Source organism: Zooshikella ganghwensis, from assembly GCF_018263875.1.
GTDB classification, from domain to species: Bacteria; Pseudomonadota; Gammaproteobacteria; order Pseudomonadales; family Zooshikellaceae; genus Zooshikella; species Zooshikella ganghwensis.
On record NZ_JAEVHG010000003.1, the window covers coordinates 386897 to 404048 of the forward strand.

Consider the following 17152-nt stretch of genomic DNA (forward strand, 5'->3'; position numbering starts at 1 on the left):
TTATGTGTCGTTGGTAGTATCGGATACAGGAGCCTGGGCTGGAATGACTGGGGTTGATACAGAAACATCCGCATTTTGACCGCGATGTCTCAAGTAATGATCCATCAGCACTAATGCCAGCATCGCTTCTGCAATAGGTGTGGCCCGAATACCTACACAAGGATCATGACGCCCCTTAGTGACAACCGTAACTGGCTGACCATCAACATCAATGCTATCTCCAGGTAAATGCAGGCTCGATGTTGGTTTAAGTGCAATATGCGCAATGATATCCTGCCCACTGGAAATACCACCAAGGACACCCCCAGCGTTATTAGAAGTAAAACCTCCAGGCGTCAACGCATCTCTATGCTCTGTCCCCTTTTGGGTCACTGAGTCAAAGCCAGCCCCAATCTCTACTCCCTTCACCGCATTAATGCTCATCAAACCATGAGCAATATCCGCATCCAACCGGTCAAAAATAGGCTCACCTAAGCCTGGTAGCATACCTGAAGCGACAACGGTTATTTTTGCACCAATAGAATTACCTTCCTTGCGCAGGTCCTGCATATAAGTTTCCAACTCATTAACGCGACTGGGATCAGGGCAAAAGAATGGGTTGTTGTTCACTTCATCCCAGTTCACTTCGGTGAGTACATCAGGCATCACCTTTATAGGGCCAAGCTGCGACAAAAAACCACGCACCATAATACCTTTGGTTTGCAAATATTTTTTCGCCACCGCGCCTGCGGCAACCCGCATTGCTGTTTCCCGTGCAGAAGAGCGACCACCACCACGATAGTCTCTAATGCCATACTTCTGCCAGTAGGTATAGTCAGCATGGGCCGGGCGAAACTGATCTTTAATATTGCCATAATCCTTGGAGCGCTGATCCGTATTCTCAATCAACAAACCGATTGGCGTACCTGTAGTTACCCCCTCAAACACGCCTGATAAAATTTTTACTGCATCAGGTTCACGCCGTTGGGTTGTAAACTTTGATGTACCCGGTTTACGTCGATCAAGCTCCTGTTGAATATCCGCCTCGTTTAAAGGCAAACCAGGAGGACAGCCATCAATAATACAGCCCAGTGCTAACCCATGGCTTTCACCAAACGTTGTCACTGTAAATAAGGTTCCAAATGTATTACCCGCCATGAATCGATTCTCTACTACATATTTACGTTAACTGATTATTTGCTTTTTGCTCTACGCTCATCATATTAGGGCCTGCTTAAAGTCTTCTTGAAATTGACGACAGTTTTCGGCCTCGAGTAAAAAGACACCATCTCCACCATGCTCAAAAGCCAGCCAATTAAAAGGCACTTGTGGGAATTGATCCTGTAAAGCCCACTGACTGTTCCCCACTTCTACAATTAATAACCCTTTTTCGGTAAGATAATCGGCTGCTTGCGCTAAAATCTGCACAGTATGACATAAACCATCCTCACCAGAAGCTAACCCATGCTCAGGCTCATGATGAAACTCAGGGGGCATATCGCTTAGATCTTCAGCATCCACATAAGGGGGGTTACTGACAATAATATCAAACGGCTGTTGAGGTATTCCCTTAAATAGATCCGCCTCAACTGTAGTGACCCGCTCATCCAGTTCATGTTTGTCGATATTAATAGTCGCCACCTGAAGTGCATCATGATCAATATCGGCAAGTACCACTTCTGCTTCTGGAAATGCATAGGCTGCAGCAATACCAATACAGCCACTGCCCGTACACATATCCAGAATACGTGAAACAGCTTGCACCCCCAACCAAGGCTCGAAGTGTTGGTCAATAAGCTCTGCAATCGGTGAGCGAGGCACTAAAACACGCTCATCAACATAAAAGGGTAGCCCACAAAACCAGGCTTGATTTACCAAGTAAGCACTGGGGATCCGCTCATTAACACGTCGAGAGACTAAGCTGGCAACATGGGCTCGCTCTTCCAAAGTCAACCGGCTATCTAAAACACGCTGATCAATGTCCCAGGGTAGATGAAGACTTTGCAAAATCAGATGAACAGCCTCATCCCAGCCATTATTGGTCCCATGCCCATAAAATAACTCTGCTTCATTAAAGCGACTGTACGCCCAGCGGATAAAGTCTCGAACTGTTTCCAAACCGTCAAAAGCAAGCTTTTGCTGACCTACCACATTCGTCTCCTATTGGTCAAAGCTATTGACTATCATTAACGAGACGCTATGTTAGCGCAAAGTTAACGATGATGCTGTTTTTCTATTCAAGTAACCCAGTTATACCACTAACATAGAATTTCATGGCTGTAGGTTTTAATGGTTTTCTCATGGCTGATGCTAAACGTCCACCCGATACTGAACACACTGATACGCCTATTAAGAGTAGCAGTACACTCAACAAGGATGATGAGGCGGCCTTCAATGAAGCCATGAAAGGAGTAAAACGTTACCAGCACAACCATGTGATGCATACTGCCTCAACACCCGACCCGCATAATGTTGCATTACCGGCCCGCCGTCAGGCTGCAGAACAAATGATAAGCCCACCCGTTGATGGCTTATCGGACACACTGTTACTGCCCCTGGGTCCTGAAGATTCGGTTGAATACCGGCGCTCTGGGGTACAACTCAGTCGAATGCGTAAACTAAAACAGGGTCAGTTACCCGTTGAGTACTGCCTGGATTTGCATGGTTATCGAGTGGATGAAGCACGAGCAACGCTTATGGCCTTTCTGGGCTTTGCCCAAGCCAATAATATGCGCTGTGTAAAAATCATTCATGGCAAATCACACCGCCGCAAGTCATCCCGCCCTACCCTCAAAGATTATTTAAATACCTGGCTACGACAGATTCCTAGTGTGCAAGCTTTTTGTACAACACCGCCTACTGATGGTGGTGCGGGCTCAATGTACGTGCTCGTGAACCGTCAGCAGCACAAAAAAAATGAGTCATGACAAGACTAAACAGCATGAAGAAGGCCAAGTGGAATATAAAATATCATTATCCCACTTGACCAATTTATTAATGATCGTTTATCGACTGATTAATTAAAACAGGTAATTTTCACCATTATTGTTATCCCAGTAGATTTTTCCTGCTACCTGATAACGCACTGCAAATTCAATCGCTCGGTTTTTGGGATAAATATAAGGAAGATAAAGTACCCAGGACTCACGTCGATCATCAAGTAACCCAACATAACTGCCTATAGATGATTCATACCACTGATCACCATCTGCCAGCCGATAAACCATTTGCACTGTTTTCTCGTAACCTAAATTGGCAACGGCTACATGGACAGTAAAGTCAGCACACAACCCATAACAACCCAAACCTCTGCCTCTTTCTGCCGAAATAAACTGAATAGGTTTACGCTGAAAGTTTTCTTTGGCCAAAAAGTTATGGCCATAATTATTATCCCAATACCATGTACCATTAGCTTGCATCCCTACCGCTAACTGAACAGGTGATTGCCGCGAAGGTATATTAACCTCAAAAAACCAACGCTCCTGATTGTTATCAAGCGTCTCTTGATAATAGGCTTGTCCTGTATACCATGACCGGCCATCTACCGTATATTTCACAACAACCTGCTTGTCCGCCACCAGGTTTTCCACAGTCACAGCAACCTTTAAATGACCACAGGCACCATAACAACCCAACCCAGTACCAATGGTGGCTTTTTCTAATTGAATAGGGTGGCTGGCCCAACTCACGCCCGACAGTAAGCAGAGTAATACCCCAGTAAGCAACCACGGATTGAAACGCTTTAACATAACTAGTCCTTTTGCATTGTTGTTCACCTCCCTGTAACCAGCGCTGGTGTTATACCACAAATTACAAGACAGTTGCTGCTTATTTACAATCACCGTACCAATTACTTCTTTTTTTATCTCATGAGCTTTATGCAAATAATTTCTTTTTGCTTAACTCAACTATGCTAAAAGCAAGGTGATACTAAGAAGTGTTTTTGAGCAATTAACCAGAGTAAGGTGTTCCAACCATGAACTATCAATGGTTAAACATCTTGTTTGTAGCCCTAACACTCAGTGTTAACGCTAAAGACTTGATAAAAATAGGGTTCGTTGCGCATGGCCCACCAATTGATATCATACAAGACCACACGGTAGTGGGTGGTATTGTTTTTGATGTGGGAACAGCCATTGCCCAAGAAGCAGGCTATATTGCTGTATTCCATGCAATACCAACTAACCGTGCTGAAGAGTGGCTAGCAGAGAATAAAATTCATATGCTTTGTTTGTACAACAGACATTGGCTCAAAAAACCTGAACGCTTTATTTGGGGACCAGACTTAACCCATTATGAGGAGTACTTTATTCAGAATGAAGATGCTCCTGATATTAAAAACTATCAACAGCTGCAAGGAATGACGGTGGCAACACGCCTAGGTTATACCTATAGTCCGCAACTTGAAGCGCTTTTCAAAAAAGAGTATTCGGTTCGACTTAACCGGCAGGATACTGATTCAATGTACCGCTTGTTAACACTAAAGCGAGTTGACTCGCTGATTGATAATACCTGGTCGTTTTACCATCGCCAAAAAAACACACCAAATTTTAGTCTGCGCCTAACCAGTCTAAGGGATGCTCACTACCCATTAACCTGTTTGTGTTCCCAGCATCCCCCAGAGCTTAGCAACACTTTACTGCAAAGCATGAACAGCTTGCGAAACCAAGGAAAAATTCGTCAACTTATGGCGAAGTATCTTTCACCTGATTTAGTAAACTGATCACCTGACTTAGTAAACTGGCAGGTTAGGCCGCTGAGCCATGGCTTGCTCAACAAGGTTAATCACCTGTTGCCTTGCTTCACCTTGTAGCGGTCTGCGAGGTGCCCTTACCCATTCTGCACCCTGCCCACATAAATGATCCACTAGCTTAATGCACTGCACCAATGTAGGTAATGTATCTAAACGCAGCAATGGTAAAAACCAACGGTATAGTGCTCTTGCTTCAGCCAATCGTCCAGCACATGCCAACTTATACAATGTAACGGATTCTTTGGGAAAAGCATTTGTCAGCCCTGATACCCAGCCCTTTGCACCGAGCAGCAAACACTCCAAGGCAATATCATCAACACCACCAAAGACGATAAAGCGTTCACCAAAGTGATTAAACAGCTCTGTTATACGGCGCGTGTCTGATGACGATTCTTTAATAGCCACGATATTTTGGCATTGGACCAACTGCGTCATAACCGCAATAGAAACATCAACGCCATACACTGCAGGGTTGTTGTACACCATAATTGGTACATCAGAAAAATGATGAGCAACTGTCTGGTAGTGCGTAATAACTTCATCCTCAGAGGCAGAATATACCATACCTGGTAATAACATAATGCCGTCTACACCCACTTGCATAGCCTGATGAATATAGTGAATCACACCTTGTGTTGTATATTCTGCAGCACCTGACAATAAAGGGACACGATCTGCTACGGCTTCTTTCACCGCAGATAATAATTTTATTTTTTCATTTTCGTGCAAAGAACAGTTTTCACCAACAGTACCCAAGGCGATAATACCATCGACACCTTCCTGAATAAGACGATCCACTTGCTGCTGTGTTGCGGCATAGTTGATCGACTCATCTTGATTAAATTGTGTGGTAATTGCAGGAAATACCCCTTGCCAGTTAATATCCATATTGGCTTGCTCCCTCCGCTGGTTGATTTTTATTCGATATTTTTTGTATTAATATGTATCAAAAACGAGATAAACGATATGGTGATAAATCAATTTCACTCCGCTGCCTTGTGACTAATTGACTCACCAATAAAGCAGTGATTGCCGCTTGAGTTAACCCTAAATGTTGATGTCCAAAAGCAAAATACACACCTTCATCTTCATCAATAATCGGTAAAGAATCAGGCAATGAGGGTCGGCACCCCATCCAACATTGCGAAGCACTGATTTTCTGTTCAGGTAACCCTGGTAACAATGCTTGAGCATGGGGTAATAACATCTTGGCCCGTCGCATATTTGGTGGTAATGATAAACCGGCAAACTCTACCGTACCGGCCAAACGTAACCCTTCACTCATAGGTGTCATTATAAATTTCCGTTCACCTGAAGTGATCGGTATTGAGATAACATTTTGTAAGCCCTGCAAATGTAAATGATAGCCTCGCTCTGTATCTAATGGGATTTTTTTTCCCGTTAACTGATAAACCCATGGCTTTGACCACGCCCCCGTTGCCAGGACTACACGGGGTACCCACCAGGATTTTCCCATCGTAGTTTTAATCTTAATACCTTGCTGTCTATCATTATGCTTTCGTGTTAATTCAAGTACTTCAGCATGTTTAAATTGTCCGCCGGCTCGACGAAAATAATTAAATAACTGTGTCGCGAATTGGCTTGGATTAATCGTATGCCAAGTATCCGAAAAAAATATGCCTGCTTTAATATTGGTATTTAATGCCGGCTCACTTTTCAACACTTGAGCGCCAGACATCAATTCATACTGAACCCCATGCGCCTGCATGACTTCTAGTTGCTTCAAATAACTTAAATAAGCTCGTTGTGTTTCAAACACCAACATAGAGCCCTGACTACGAATTAACCCTTTTAGACCTGTACGTGATAATAATTCTTGGTAGATAACCAAAGCATTATTATTCAATGCAGCAATACCTTGACTATTTTGCTGGTATTTTCGTTTTGACATTTGTCGTAGAAAACGTAGCCACCAGGGCATAATCTTGAAGATATAGCGCCATTGAATAGCAACAGGTCCCAACGGATTTAACAAAATCGACGGTAATTGCCAGAGTAACTGCGGTGATGCTAAAGGCAACACCTGCTCTGTCGCAAAATGCCCGGCATTACCTTTTGACGCACCCATCACCGGAGGATCACGATCAACTAAAGTAACCTTAAAGCCTTGTTCCTGCAGGAAAATTGCACAACAAATACCAATAATTCCTGCCCCAATGACCGCCACATCACTTTTTTCTACTGGCATCTTTATCATTTTTTTTATCAGCCAAATCAAAAACAAGTAACATTAACACACTCTTATTCCTTAGATATTCCCTTAAAATAATGACGTTTACATGACGTAAGTTACTTATACTTTTTAGGGTAGACATAACCAGTAATTCATTTTTTTGACATTTAAATAATCCACTTTTACAGTAAATTTAAACCAAAAAAATAAGGAAATAATCATGCGTAAAGGGACTTTTTTTTGTATCGATGCTCATACCTGTGGCAATCCAGCTCGCCTGGTCACCAATGGACACCCTCATTTAATCGGGGAATCCATGAGTGAAAAACGCCAGTATTTTCTTGAGCACTATGATTGGATCCGTCAAGCTTTAATGTTCGAACCACGTGGACATGCAATGATGTCAGGGGCTTTTTTGTATCCACCCTGCACTAAAATGGCTGACGCCAGTATCTTATTTATCGAGACCAGTGGCTGCTTGCCCATGTGTGGACATGGCACGATTGGCACAGTTACCGCCGCATTGGAGTCAGGTTTATTACACCCCAAAAAAGCAGGTGAATTAATACTCGATGCTCCAGCCGGGACGATTCACCTCACTTATAAAACACACGGTAACTATGTCAGTGAAGTTACCATATTTAACGTGCCCGCCTTTTTAGCGCATCAGGATATAAAAGTGAATTGCCCTGAACTGGGAGAACTATCCATCGATATTGCATATGGCGGAAACTTTTACGCCATTATTGATCCTCAACCCAATTATCAGGGGTTAGAGTCAATTTCAGCCCAACAAATTTTACACTACAGTCCACGTATTCGTGAACAAATTAACCAAACCGTCACCTGCCAACACCCCTTTGATGAAACTATTTCGGGTTTGAATCATATACTCTGGACAGGTGCGCCAACTCAACCTGAAGCGATTAGCCGTAATGCTGTTTTTTTTGGTAAGAACGCTATCGATCGGTCACCCTGTGGCACTGGCACCAGTGCACGAATGGCTCAGTGGGCTGCCAAAGGTCGCTTAAACGAAGGAGATCACTTTGTTCATGAAAGCATAATTGGCAGTCTCTTTACTGGGCGTATAGAAGCTATGACAGAGGTAGGTCACTACCCTGCCATACTTCCCAGTATTACTGGTTGGGCCAAAGTCATAGGGCATAACACTATTTGGGTGGATACTGATGACCCCTACTGGCAAGGCTTTGAAGTAAAGTAACCTGTCATCATTCACCGATATGATGAGTTTTTTCGCTTTTCCGCTGAATACAAAGCAAGGACGCACTTATGCCACAAATACCCTCTTCATCAACCCTTCCCATGCTTCCTTCACTGACAGGGCTTTCCTACATTGCTGGAGAGTGGGTTAAGCCTACTGGTCAACCCACCTTCAATGCATATAACCCTGCTACAAACGAGCTTCTACCGACCCAGTACTATGAAACTGATCAGACCTTGGTCGATTTAGCCGCAGAAAAAGCACAGTCAGCATTTAGCGAATATCGCCTACTTTCCGCTAAGCAACGCTCAAACTTTTTAAGCGCTATTGCAAGACAACTTCAACAGCTTGGACCAGGCATTATTGAGCAAGCCATTAATGAAACAGCCCTGCCTGAAACTCGCCTCACCAGTGAGCTGCAACGAACGATAAATCAGCTCAAACTGTTTGCCGATCTCCTCACACAAGGGCTAGACTTATACCCCATCATTGACCAGGCAAGCCCCAACCGTCAGCCACTCCCCAAACCAGATATACGTCAAACGCAAATACCTATAGGGCCTGTGGCAGTTTTTGGGGCCAGTAATTTTCCCCTAGCCTTCTCAGTTGCCGGTGGAGATACGGCTTCAGCCTTAGCAGCAGGTTGCCCAGTGATTGTTAAGGGTCATCCCCTACATCCTGGCACCTCAGAATTTGTAACCTATGCTATTGATCTGGCGATTAAAGAAACGGCCATGCCTGCGGGTATATTTTCACTGCTACAAGGTCAACAACATTCTTTAAGCGAATTACTGGTCAAACAACCTGCTATAAAAGCAGTCGGTTTTACAGGTTCACTATTAGCAGGTCGCCATTTATATAACCTTGCCTGCGAACGTCCTGAACCTATTCCTTTTTTTGGCGAATTGGCAGCGAGTAATCCTGTTTTTATTTTGCCTGATGCCCTAAAACAACAGCATGAAAATATTGCAGATAATTTATGTAAGTCATTCACCCTTAATGCTGGGCAATTTTGTACAAAACCCGGCTTAGTAGTGGTAATGGAAGATGAAAATTTATCCACGTTTATAGAGACGCTTAAAAAACTATGCGCACAACAACCTGCGCAAACTATGCTCTCTGCCTCGATTTATCAGCATTATATACAGCAATGTGATAAACGACAGTCAATACCTGGTGTAATCACCCTGGCTTCAGGCCGCCCCAGCCAAGGTAATAATCAAGCACAGGTACAACTACTTTCTACCTCAGCAAAACACTTCCTAAAACATCCTAACCTAGAAAACGAGATATTCGGACCTACAACATTATTAATTATCTGCGCTAATGAAGATGAGTTATTCGCAATTACTGATCAATTATCTGGACAGTTAACAGCCTCAATTTTCCAACAACAAAATACGCCCCTTGTTGAGCAATTAATGCTTAGAATACAGCAACGTGTAGGTCGAATTATATTTAATGCTTTTCCTACCGGAGTGGAAGTTAATCATGCCATGCATCATGGTGGTCCTTACCCTGCTACAACTAATAGTCACTTTACCTCTGTTGGTAGTCAAGCCATCCAACGCTTTCTACAACCTTGCTGCTATCAAAATACGCCTGATGAATTACTTCCTCCTGCACTACAAAATGCGAATCCATTAAAGCTCTGGCGTTTAGTTGACGGTAAACTAACGCAAGCAGGCTGGTAATATATTATTATACTTCTGATGGGGAGGTACTCATTACCTCCCCCTATCTCCCCGTACTAAACAAAACCCTACCATTTCCGCTTAAACATTCATACAGCATTTTATAACCATTCAGTCAGTCATCCCAAAAAAGATACTATTTAAATAGAGGTAAAAGTAAATAACCCAAAAGGGTATTATACTTTAGTCTATATTGAGCAATAATATCTTGTCAGAGATTACCGATTTTATATAAAGTCACCCTGAAAGGGAATTTTGGTAATCAGGCAATAGTAATGGACTTTATTTTAATTAAACCCACCTAATTGTTTTCTATCTAAATTAACTTTCAATTGAACATTTTCGTTCGTTAAAAGAAGAACTAATTAGTATTAACCATAAACAAAAGGACTTTTCTATGAAGTTAAAATGTTTAAGTATTGCACTAGCCACATTACCATTAATGGCATCTGCAACGGATTATTATGAGCACTGTAACCAGATATTAGTGAATGGAACGCTACAAACTTATGAGTCAACTTTAAACTACGATTCTAAGATTGCTTTAAAAAAATGGCTATGTAGCCATGAGTCAAGCTCTGGAGGCGGTGGTGGTGGCTTAGAACTTGATGTCATTGGTATTTTTACTATAGGTGGTAGTGGTCAGTCTGCAAAACAATGGAAAAAAGAAAACTGTTCAGGATCTGATTATAATTACGAAGGCAGTAAGTCATCTCATATTTTAATTCAGCACAGTAGCGATAGTGTTATTAATGCATGGTCCCAATGTATTAAAGATATCCGCCCCGAAAACCTGGCTTGCTATGCCAAGGAAACAGAAAACTCATTATTAATGACTGTAGAACTTGGCTATGGCATTGGTAACATAGTAAATGCTGAAGTCGTTGGCACTAACCTTGATCCTCTCACCAGCGTTCCTAACCGTTTCAGACCAGGTAAGAAAAACCTACGTTATAGAATTACAAATCCTCGCTATGAAGCCTATTTTGATTTAAATGGTGAAGCTGACTATATCGATGTTTCTTGTAGCTATACCATTCCATCAAAGCCTGTATCTGAAGATGGTGATAAAGGATGTGAAGTATTTCGACTACAGTCCTTGAGTCAGGGCAAAATCACTGCCTATGAATATGATTATCTCCGCGAAATGAACCAGGTACCGCTATTCAGTAGTAACAATGGAAAGTTAATAGGCTACTACAGTTGCTCTGAATTTGAATAAAATACTGCCAAATATAAATTCTCATAACAATAAAAATTTACATGGAGTATTCAATGAAAGCATCTCTTTTAAAAATATTTATTTCAATTACGTTAGCAGGAATCTCTGTTTCAACCTTTGCAACCGATCCCATCAGATTTGAAAAGCGCTGCGAAGATGATAGCTTAAACTCAAGTTCAGCATTTGGCCGAAATGACTGGGCCAAAAAGTGTCAATATATTAGCCACAGAACCTGGGACTTTAATATTAATGACGATTTTGGTAATCGTCGGGGACGTCCTTTTTATCCAAGTTTTTATCAACCCAATAACTTCGATAATTGGTTTAAAGCACCTACCACAGGGACAGCCAAATGTGGTAGAGGCGCTGGCGATAAATATACTAAGATCCTCACTTGTTTAGCATCTTGTTATACACCCGATCAAAAGTTGTTATTCCCTGAAGGCGAACTCACCATCTATGATGCATTTAGCCGCCAAGTAAAAAAAATCGTCACACTGGCTGATGCTGCAAGTTTAGACAGCCTCCAATATACAACTCGTCCGGTTGCTGCCTATAGCGAGTCTGTACGTGATGTTCTACATGAAATTCTGGTCATTAAAACACAAAATGGCGGCCAGCTTAAAGTAACCCCCAATCATCCACTCCTAATTTCCTCAGGCCACATGAAGAATGCTGAGGACTTAAAAGCGGGTGATGCACTTATTTCCCAAAATGGTACTTTTGATCCTATTAAATCAATAGAAAGTACTGAATTTTTTGGCAAAGTTTACAATGTTCGACCTAATTCCAGTAGTGAAGAAGGTGTAAGCTTAAACGGCCAAATTGTTATTGCTCAAGGCTTTTTAAGTGGTTCAATGTATTACCAAAACACCGGGGCTTATCATGTTAATCGTTTAGTATTACGTGATAACTTGCCAGAGGATTTACTCTAGCATTATCCCAAAAGGCATGAATGATCAAAAGTTACTCTCTAATAATCCATCATATTGATTTATTGAGATCAGTCGATCAATTGCCTTATATATAAAAAAACGATTTGTATATATTTCAACCATTTGCGAATAGTCTTTATGGTATTTTTGATGCAGTGCAGTATAACTTCTCCTAGTAATCCCATAAAACTATTCGCTTTTTCCTGTGACTGAGGCTTTCATGAAAAAAAGACCGTTCGCCATAGCATTAATCGTCATAGCAGTAGGTGCAGTCACATTTAACTATTGGTTATCAAGTCAATCACCTTCTGAAGTAATAACTACGCAGACAAATAATATTATTTACAAAAGCAAAGAAAAACAGACAACTAACGTAAATCTGAATAAAGAACATAAAGAAAACGTAGTTATTCATGAATCCATCGCGGATAAAACAGTATCACCAGAAAAAGAAATTAAGCCTTGGAGAAAACCATCACCTCACTTTCAGTCATTTATTGAGCTGATGGATAAGCCTTTAGTTAGCCAAGAAGAAAAAATAAAACTTCAAGTGTTAATGAATGATTATGCACTCTTAAATACCAGCCGAGAAATACTCTTTCGATCTATCCAAAACAATGAACTTGATTTAGTCTATGAACGAGAGCGTTTAGATGCAGTATTATATTTAACCACTATTCTTGTTGGAAAATATAACTCATCACAACAAGAATTAGCATCTGACCTTGTGATTGAGGTACTTAATAACAGAGCTTATCAGGATAATGTATCAACAGACTTAAAGAAATCTTTGGTAGGTGACAAAGTAGAGTTAGGACTTGCATTAGCGGTATTTCATCCCGAACGCTGGAGTCAATATAAGCAAAATTATAATCTTGGTGAAAAACATCAAAAACTAGTTCACTATATTGATGAATTAGCTAAACTAAAGGCCGAACAGCTTAAAGATAATGCAGCGAGGCTGGCTAATAGATTAAGATCCATGAGTAATTCATAGATATCACTTGTTGTGCTATACCCTTATCTTGGTTAAATCAGTAACTACAGATGCTATAAAGGAAAATTATATGCTATTGCCCTGCACATGCATTACATTGGCATAATCTCCCTTTATGCGTCAGCAGTTTCTATTATGTGTAGTTATACTCTTCACGAACGATTTTTAGGCTTTGTTACCATCGCTCTTGACCACTAAGGATGGTGGGAATGCAGTTTATGCAGGAGCATTTAACTGCCACCCCAGTCATTTAGTTTATCTAAACTCCTGGGGCTTCATCGCTCGGTGGCCTCGCCTAAATAACCCTTCGCCGTGAGTATATACCACTTTATTTTGGCACCTAAAAATTATTCATTATGGGTATATTCAGGGCAAGGGACTTGAATTTGTTAGTGAAACAGGTACCAGGAGCACCGTAAGCAGTAAAGACCAAGGATGGTCTTCTGCTGCGGGAGGAACAAATGAATTCAAGCATTACATAAGTACAATATCTGATCATCATATACTCTTTTTATATGCGATTGTCCTGTTTTTTTAGCCTGTTTTTCAACCATCGTCTAAAATAATCTAGTTGCTTCTCGCTATAAAAGAAATGTTCTCCATTTTTTAAAATGTCCAAGTGACAGTTAAATCGATTTGAAAACGAAGAAATAACTTCAAACTCACTTATGTCATCTTCGGAGCCATATAAAATTGACGTCGGCACTGACCAATTGACAATAGGGTGTTTTTTTACATAACAATAGTAATCCCAATAAAGGGTATGTCCAATAGGTGTAGATATTTCTTTTTCAACTTGCAGTCTATCTTCACTAATGCCAAACCAACTCATCATCTTGTCGATGATGCCTTCCATATCAACAATAGGAGACAGAAATAAGCATTGTTTCAATTCATCATTCTTATACGCTAACAGACTAAAGTATGCACCCACACTACATGCAAACAAACTAATATTTGTAAACCTAAGCTGAGCATAATGCATAATACAGTTTAAGTCTTTGATACCGTTTTGTACTTTGCAAGGGTACGTTTCATTAACCCGATCACCATGCTCAGGCAAGTCAAAACTGAGCACTTGATAGCCTAATTTCGTCGCTTCTTCTGCGAATATAACAGTTGTATTATCTGCTTTATTTGATTTATCTCCATGTACTACTATAAATAACTTCTCTGATACGTCGCCCCACAGAATTGCAGGTATACTACCAATCATTAAGTTTTTTCTTTGCACTGTGAACAGCCTTAATATCTAACTTTTAAACTCAAAGTAGTAAACTACTTGCCTGAGGCTCTTCATCGCATAACGGTCCAGCTAGCGTTTTTTTAGCTTTGACTGTTACTCTCACTAGTTTTTAATCCCACTAAAAACGCTTCTTTTGAATTAGAATCACCTAGGGCCTGTTAACACTATTTGAATCACTACTGCCGTAGACTATTTTTCCACCTGGCAAGGCACAAGGAATGCCGTGTAGTCATTCTACATAAGTGACTTGTAACGCTGCTAGGTGGAAAAATAATCACGGCCCGATGGGTTATGACGGTAAAAGCACTACTCGTTGTTGCTCATTGTTCATTTAGAACAACTAAACTTCGCGCCTAGATGAGTGCTTTTACCCCCATAACAGTGATATTAAAATAGTGTTAACAGGCCCTAGTTTAAATAAACATTTTTTCTAACCAAATAGCGCTTATATACTCTCCTCTTTTTTTAGCATACTCATTAAACACACCCACTTCACTAAACCCAAAACGTCTGTGAAAATTGACCGATGCGTCATTTGGCGAGGCAATTCCACAAAGTGCTCTATGCACTCTTTGAGTAGATAACGCTGAGAATAATCTGGTATACAGCGCTGTTCCTATCCCTGCACCTTTTGCATTTTCACGCAAATAGATTGTTACTTCGACAGTCTCGCTAAAAGCCATACTAGGCCGATAAGGTTGAGAGCATGCAAATCCTAACACTTCATTATGAGTCTGTGCTACATAAATTTGGTGCCTGGTATCATGATTAAATTGTAAAAACCATTCCAAACGATTTTTATAGGTAAATATTTCTTCTTCGAATCGTGCATTTGAAGTCAAAATATAATGATTAAATATTTCAGTGATTGCTTCTACGTGAGAACGCTTTCCTACCAGAATTTCCACACAAGATCCTAGTCAATTCACTATATAACGCCAGTCTTATCAGGTAAATTAGCCCATTATAGAGTCGAAACTAAAAAAAACCATACTACACTTTCATCAGCCATGACCTTAATCCCGTCATCACCATTTCCACGGCAACAGTACCAATATACAGCGCAGTAATTCGCCCAGCGATTTCAATATACCGTTCAATTAATGCTTCTCGACGCACCTGAACATAATCATGAATGAGTTTAAGCAGTATCACAATTGCCACAGATGCGAAAACTGCGATAACCACTATACCACATGCGATAAGTGGATCATGACGTTTACCTATAACAACACTGGCACTAATTGTGCCTGGACCAATGAGAACAGGCATTGCTATCGCACCTGAAATATGAGCGGCTTCTCCTTGTAAAATTTCTATCGCTGTAGGACCTTTAAAAACGAACTGCATACCAATGATAATAAATATCAAACCACCAAACATTTGAAATGATGCAAACTCAGCATGAATGGTTGAAAAAATTGCATCACCTAAGACAGCAAAACAACAAAAGACAATAGCTGCTATAACTCCCGCTCTTATTAACACCTTTTGAAACTGTAGTTGATCAAGCTTTTTCATTGGATCAACCAAATAGATAATCAGTAAAAATGGATTCAGCAGGGCAAGCAGCAATGTACCAGATTCAATTATACTCACCATTTGATCATCTACTCAGCTAGTTAGTGAATTCACACAATACTTGTAAAACTTCAGCATTAACTATTTCATTAACCCTATAAAGTATAGGGCACCTCGCTCTTCAATTCTAAAGCATCCTCTCCCCTGAAATAACAATGATGAATGGCTATTTTCAAGGGATACTTCATAACCCATAAGCTTAATGTTTGTTTTAAAAACAGGCTTATTGAATCGATACCTGGAATGACTATTCGTAAATTAAAAGCAGCTTTCTAAACAGTTGAAAGGCAAGTAAGGTAATGATTGTTGTATATTATGTACGCTATTGACTGTAACCTATGGTAGCTAAACTGTTGTAAATGACAGTCAATTTAGCTTTGATTTTTAATCCTTGTCTTCTAGCTAAAACTGGGTAAGCTGCTGCAAAGCAATTGCAACTGCGAACAGTGCTCCCAGCAGCTGCGTCACAAACCCATTCAAACATTGTAAACCCGCTTTTTGCAATATTCCATTCATGCTTATAAAAACAAAAATGATATTTCAATGTGGTATTTGTAAGACAACGGCTGGGTAAGACATGTCGAACTGTTTTCCGCAAGGATGCAGTAACCAAGCCTCCAGGGAAGGATTCACAGCGTGTTCGACGGGTGTTATACAGACGTTCAACAAAGGTGATTTTTATTGCCGTAAAATGATAAGCGATTGGCCTGGATGCTATTCTTATCCTCCCCCTATTTAAAGCGGATACTCTATTTAGTATTGCGTAATATACCCTTCACGAATGATTTCTAGGTTTTGTTATCTTCACTCCTCACCCCAATCACCTATTAATATAGGCTCATGGGGCTTCGTCACTCGATGGCCGCACCTAAAAACCATTCGTATTGGGGATACTAAAAGTGATAGTATTTTACGAGAAAATGATCAAAATTACCGACAACACCGGTTATCGGTAGTTTTTTCGAGGGGGTTGGTAATCTGGGGGGGAGTAGGAGCACTAAGGGCACAAGCACATATATCAGCAGTCCCTGATATACAGCTTGCGCTTATTAAAATTTATTCAGTGATATAAAAAAACCCACAAATATGGGCGTATAGTTTATCAAAAATAATAGCCCTATTTATGTTTTGCTTTAATAATAAGTAGAAGCAAAATATAAATTGGTACTGTATACACAAAGGCACAAAATAAGGTGTACCAGACACCTATAGAGTCAGCAACATTTATTTTTTCCAAGTAGATTTCTAGAAAAAAGAAAAATACAAAAATAGAAATAAATGTAAAAAAACTTGATTTACTTGACATTTTGATTTGCAGTTTCTGCTAAT

General features: G+C 40.6%; 15 protein-coding genes. 7 read left to right on the plus strand and 8 right to left on the minus strand.

The annotated features are described in order from the left end of the window. Together aroC and prmB are read right to left on the minus strand one after the other, a co-directional pair. Complete coding sequence (aroC, locus tag KHS79_RS07730) at positions 1-1137, minus strand: chorismate synthase (protein WP_094787585.1); 1137 nt, start codon at positions 1135-1137, stop codon at positions 1-3. Between the two features lie 60 nt (positions 1138-1197). After that, positions 1198-2130 (minus strand): 50S ribosomal protein L3 N(5)-glutamine methyltransferase, encoded by a 933-nt coding sequence (prmB, locus tag KHS79_RS07735; RefSeq protein ID WP_212718091.1) that lies wholly within the window; start codon positions 2128-2130, stop codon positions 1198-1200. A 149-nt stretch (positions 2131-2279) separates the two neighbouring features. Here prmB and KHS79_RS07740 point away from each other — a divergent pair, with 149 nt between their 5' ends. After that, the gene (locus KHS79_RS07740) at positions 2280-2906 is read left to right on the plus strand and encodes a Smr/MutS family protein (RefSeq protein ID WP_212718093.1); all 627 of its coding nucleotides are present in this window, start codon (positions 2280-2282) and stop codon (positions 2904-2906) included. A 93-nt stretch (positions 2907-2999) separates the two neighbouring features. On the opposite strand, the gene KHS79_RS07745 is transcribed toward KHS79_RS07740, so the two are convergent. After that, positions 3000-3728 (minus strand): carbohydrate-binding protein, encoded by a 729-nt coding sequence (locus KHS79_RS07745; protein ID WP_212718095.1) that lies wholly within the window; start codon positions 3726-3728, stop codon positions 3000-3002. Positions 3729-3955: 227 nt separating this feature from the next. Between KHS79_RS07745 and KHS79_RS07750 the strand changes: the two genes are divergently transcribed. Continuing rightward, positions 3956-4702, plus strand: a complete 747-nt coding sequence (locus tag KHS79_RS07750; protein WP_212718097.1) for a substrate-binding periplasmic protein — start codon at positions 3956-3958, stop codon at positions 4700-4702. A gap of 9 nt (positions 4703-4711) precedes the next feature. Here KHS79_RS07750 and KHS79_RS07755 read toward each other — a convergent pair whose 3' ends face one another. Together KHS79_RS07755 and KHS79_RS07760 are read right to left on the minus strand one after the other, a co-directional pair. Beyond that, complete coding sequence (locus KHS79_RS07755) at positions 4712-5620, minus strand: dihydrodipicolinate synthase family protein (protein WP_212718099.1); 909 nt, start codon at positions 5618-5620, stop codon at positions 4712-4714. Positions 5621-5678: 58 nt separating this feature from the next. Further along, positions 5679-6941 carry an NAD(P)/FAD-dependent oxidoreductase gene (locus KHS79_RS07760; protein WP_212718101.1) on the minus strand — a complete coding sequence of 421 codons (1263 nt, stop codon included), beginning with the start codon at positions 6939-6941 and terminating at the stop codon, positions 5679-5681. 205 nt (positions 6942-7146) lie between these two features. Here KHS79_RS07760 and KHS79_RS07765 point away from each other — a divergent pair, with 205 nt between their 5' ends. From KHS79_RS07765 to KHS79_RS07785, 5 genes are all read left to right on the plus strand, one after another. Continuing rightward, complete coding sequence (locus KHS79_RS07765; RefSeq protein WP_027709792.1) at positions 7147-8148, plus strand: 4-hydroxyproline epimerase; 1002 nt, start codon at positions 7147-7149, stop codon at positions 8146-8148. A 68-nt stretch (positions 8149-8216) separates the two neighbouring features. Next, positions 8217-9842 (plus strand): aldehyde dehydrogenase (NADP(+)), encoded by a 1626-nt coding sequence (locus tag KHS79_RS07770; protein WP_212718102.1) that lies wholly within the window; start codon positions 8217-8219, stop codon positions 9840-9842. 397 nt (positions 9843-10239) lie between these two features. Beyond that, positions 10240-11064, plus strand: a complete 825-nt coding sequence (locus KHS79_RS07775; protein ID WP_094787590.1) for a hypothetical protein — start codon at positions 10240-10242, stop codon at positions 11062-11064. A gap of 53 nt (positions 11065-11117) precedes the next feature. Then, the gene (locus tag KHS79_RS07780) at positions 11118-11999 is read left to right on the plus strand and encodes a Hint domain-containing protein (RefSeq protein ID WP_094787591.1); all 882 of its coding nucleotides are present in this window, start codon (positions 11118-11120) and stop codon (positions 11997-11999) included. A 220-nt stretch (positions 12000-12219) separates the two neighbouring features. Further along, on the plus strand, positions 12220-12996 hold the full coding sequence (locus KHS79_RS07785) for a hypothetical protein (protein ID WP_212718104.1): 777 nt from the start codon (positions 12220-12222) through the stop codon (positions 12994-12996). Between the two features lie 511 nt (positions 12997-13507). On the opposite strand, the gene KHS79_RS07790 is transcribed toward KHS79_RS07785, so the two are convergent. The 3 genes from KHS79_RS07790 to KHS79_RS07800 all read right to left on the minus strand — a co-directional run bounded on the left by KHS79_RS07790 (position 13508) and on the right by KHS79_RS07800 (position 15844). After that, positions 13508-14230, minus strand: a complete 723-nt coding sequence (locus KHS79_RS07790; protein ID WP_212718106.1) for an alpha/beta hydrolase — start codon at positions 14228-14230, stop codon at positions 13508-13510. Positions 14231-14655: 425 nt separating this feature from the next. Further along, the gene (locus KHS79_RS07795; RefSeq protein WP_212718107.1) at positions 14656-15150 is read right to left on the minus strand and encodes a GNAT family N-acetyltransferase; all 495 of its coding nucleotides are present in this window, start codon (positions 15148-15150) and stop codon (positions 14656-14658) included. Positions 15151-15235: 85 nt separating this feature from the next. Next, the gene (locus tag KHS79_RS07800; protein WP_212718109.1) at positions 15236-15844 is read right to left on the minus strand and encodes a MarC family protein; all 609 of its coding nucleotides are present in this window, start codon (positions 15842-15844) and stop codon (positions 15236-15238) included. Positions 15845-17152: the final 1308 nt, after the last annotated feature.

Coding starts and splice junctions, on each gene's coding strand:
- KHS79_RS07765 (WP_027709792.1), top strand. CDS start 7,147: ATGCGTAAAGGGACTTTTTTTTGTATCGATGCTCATACCTGTGGCAAT.
- KHS79_RS07760 (WP_212718101.1), bottom strand. CDS start 6,941: ATGCCAGTAGAAAAAAGTGATGTGGCGGTCATTGGGGCAGGAATTATT.
- KHS79_RS07770 (WP_212718102.1), top strand. CDS start 8,217: ATGCCACAAATACCCTCTTCATCAACCCTTCCCATGCTTCCTTCACTG.
- KHS79_RS07775 (WP_094787590.1), top strand. CDS start 10,240: ATGAAGTTAAAATGTTTAAGTATTGCACTAGCCACATTACCATTAATG.
- KHS79_RS07740 (WP_212718093.1), top strand. CDS start 2,280: ATGGCTGATGCTAAACGTCCACCCGATACTGAACACACTGATACGCCT.
- aroC (WP_094787585.1), bottom strand. CDS start 1,137: ATGGCGGGTAATACATTTGGAACCTTATTTACAGTGACAACGTTTGGT.
- KHS79_RS07745 (WP_212718095.1), bottom strand. CDS start 3,728: ATGTTAAAGCGTTTCAATCCGTGGTTGCTTACTGGGGTATTACTCTGC.
- KHS79_RS07800 (WP_212718109.1), bottom strand. CDS start 15,844: ATGGTGAGTATAATTGAATCTGGTACATTGCTGCTTGCCCTGCTGAAT.
- KHS79_RS07750 (WP_212718097.1), top strand. CDS start 3,956: ATGAACTATCAATGGTTAAACATCTTGTTTGTAGCCCTAACACTCAGT.
- KHS79_RS07755 (WP_212718099.1), bottom strand. CDS start 5,620: ATGGATATTAACTGGCAAGGGGTATTTCCTGCAATTACCACACAATTT.
- KHS79_RS07785 (WP_212718104.1), top strand. CDS start 12,220: ATGAAAAAAAGACCGTTCGCCATAGCATTAATCGTCATAGCAGTAGGT.
- KHS79_RS07780 (WP_094787591.1), top strand. CDS start 11,118: ATGAAAGCATCTCTTTTAAAAATATTTATTTCAATTACGTTAGCAGGA.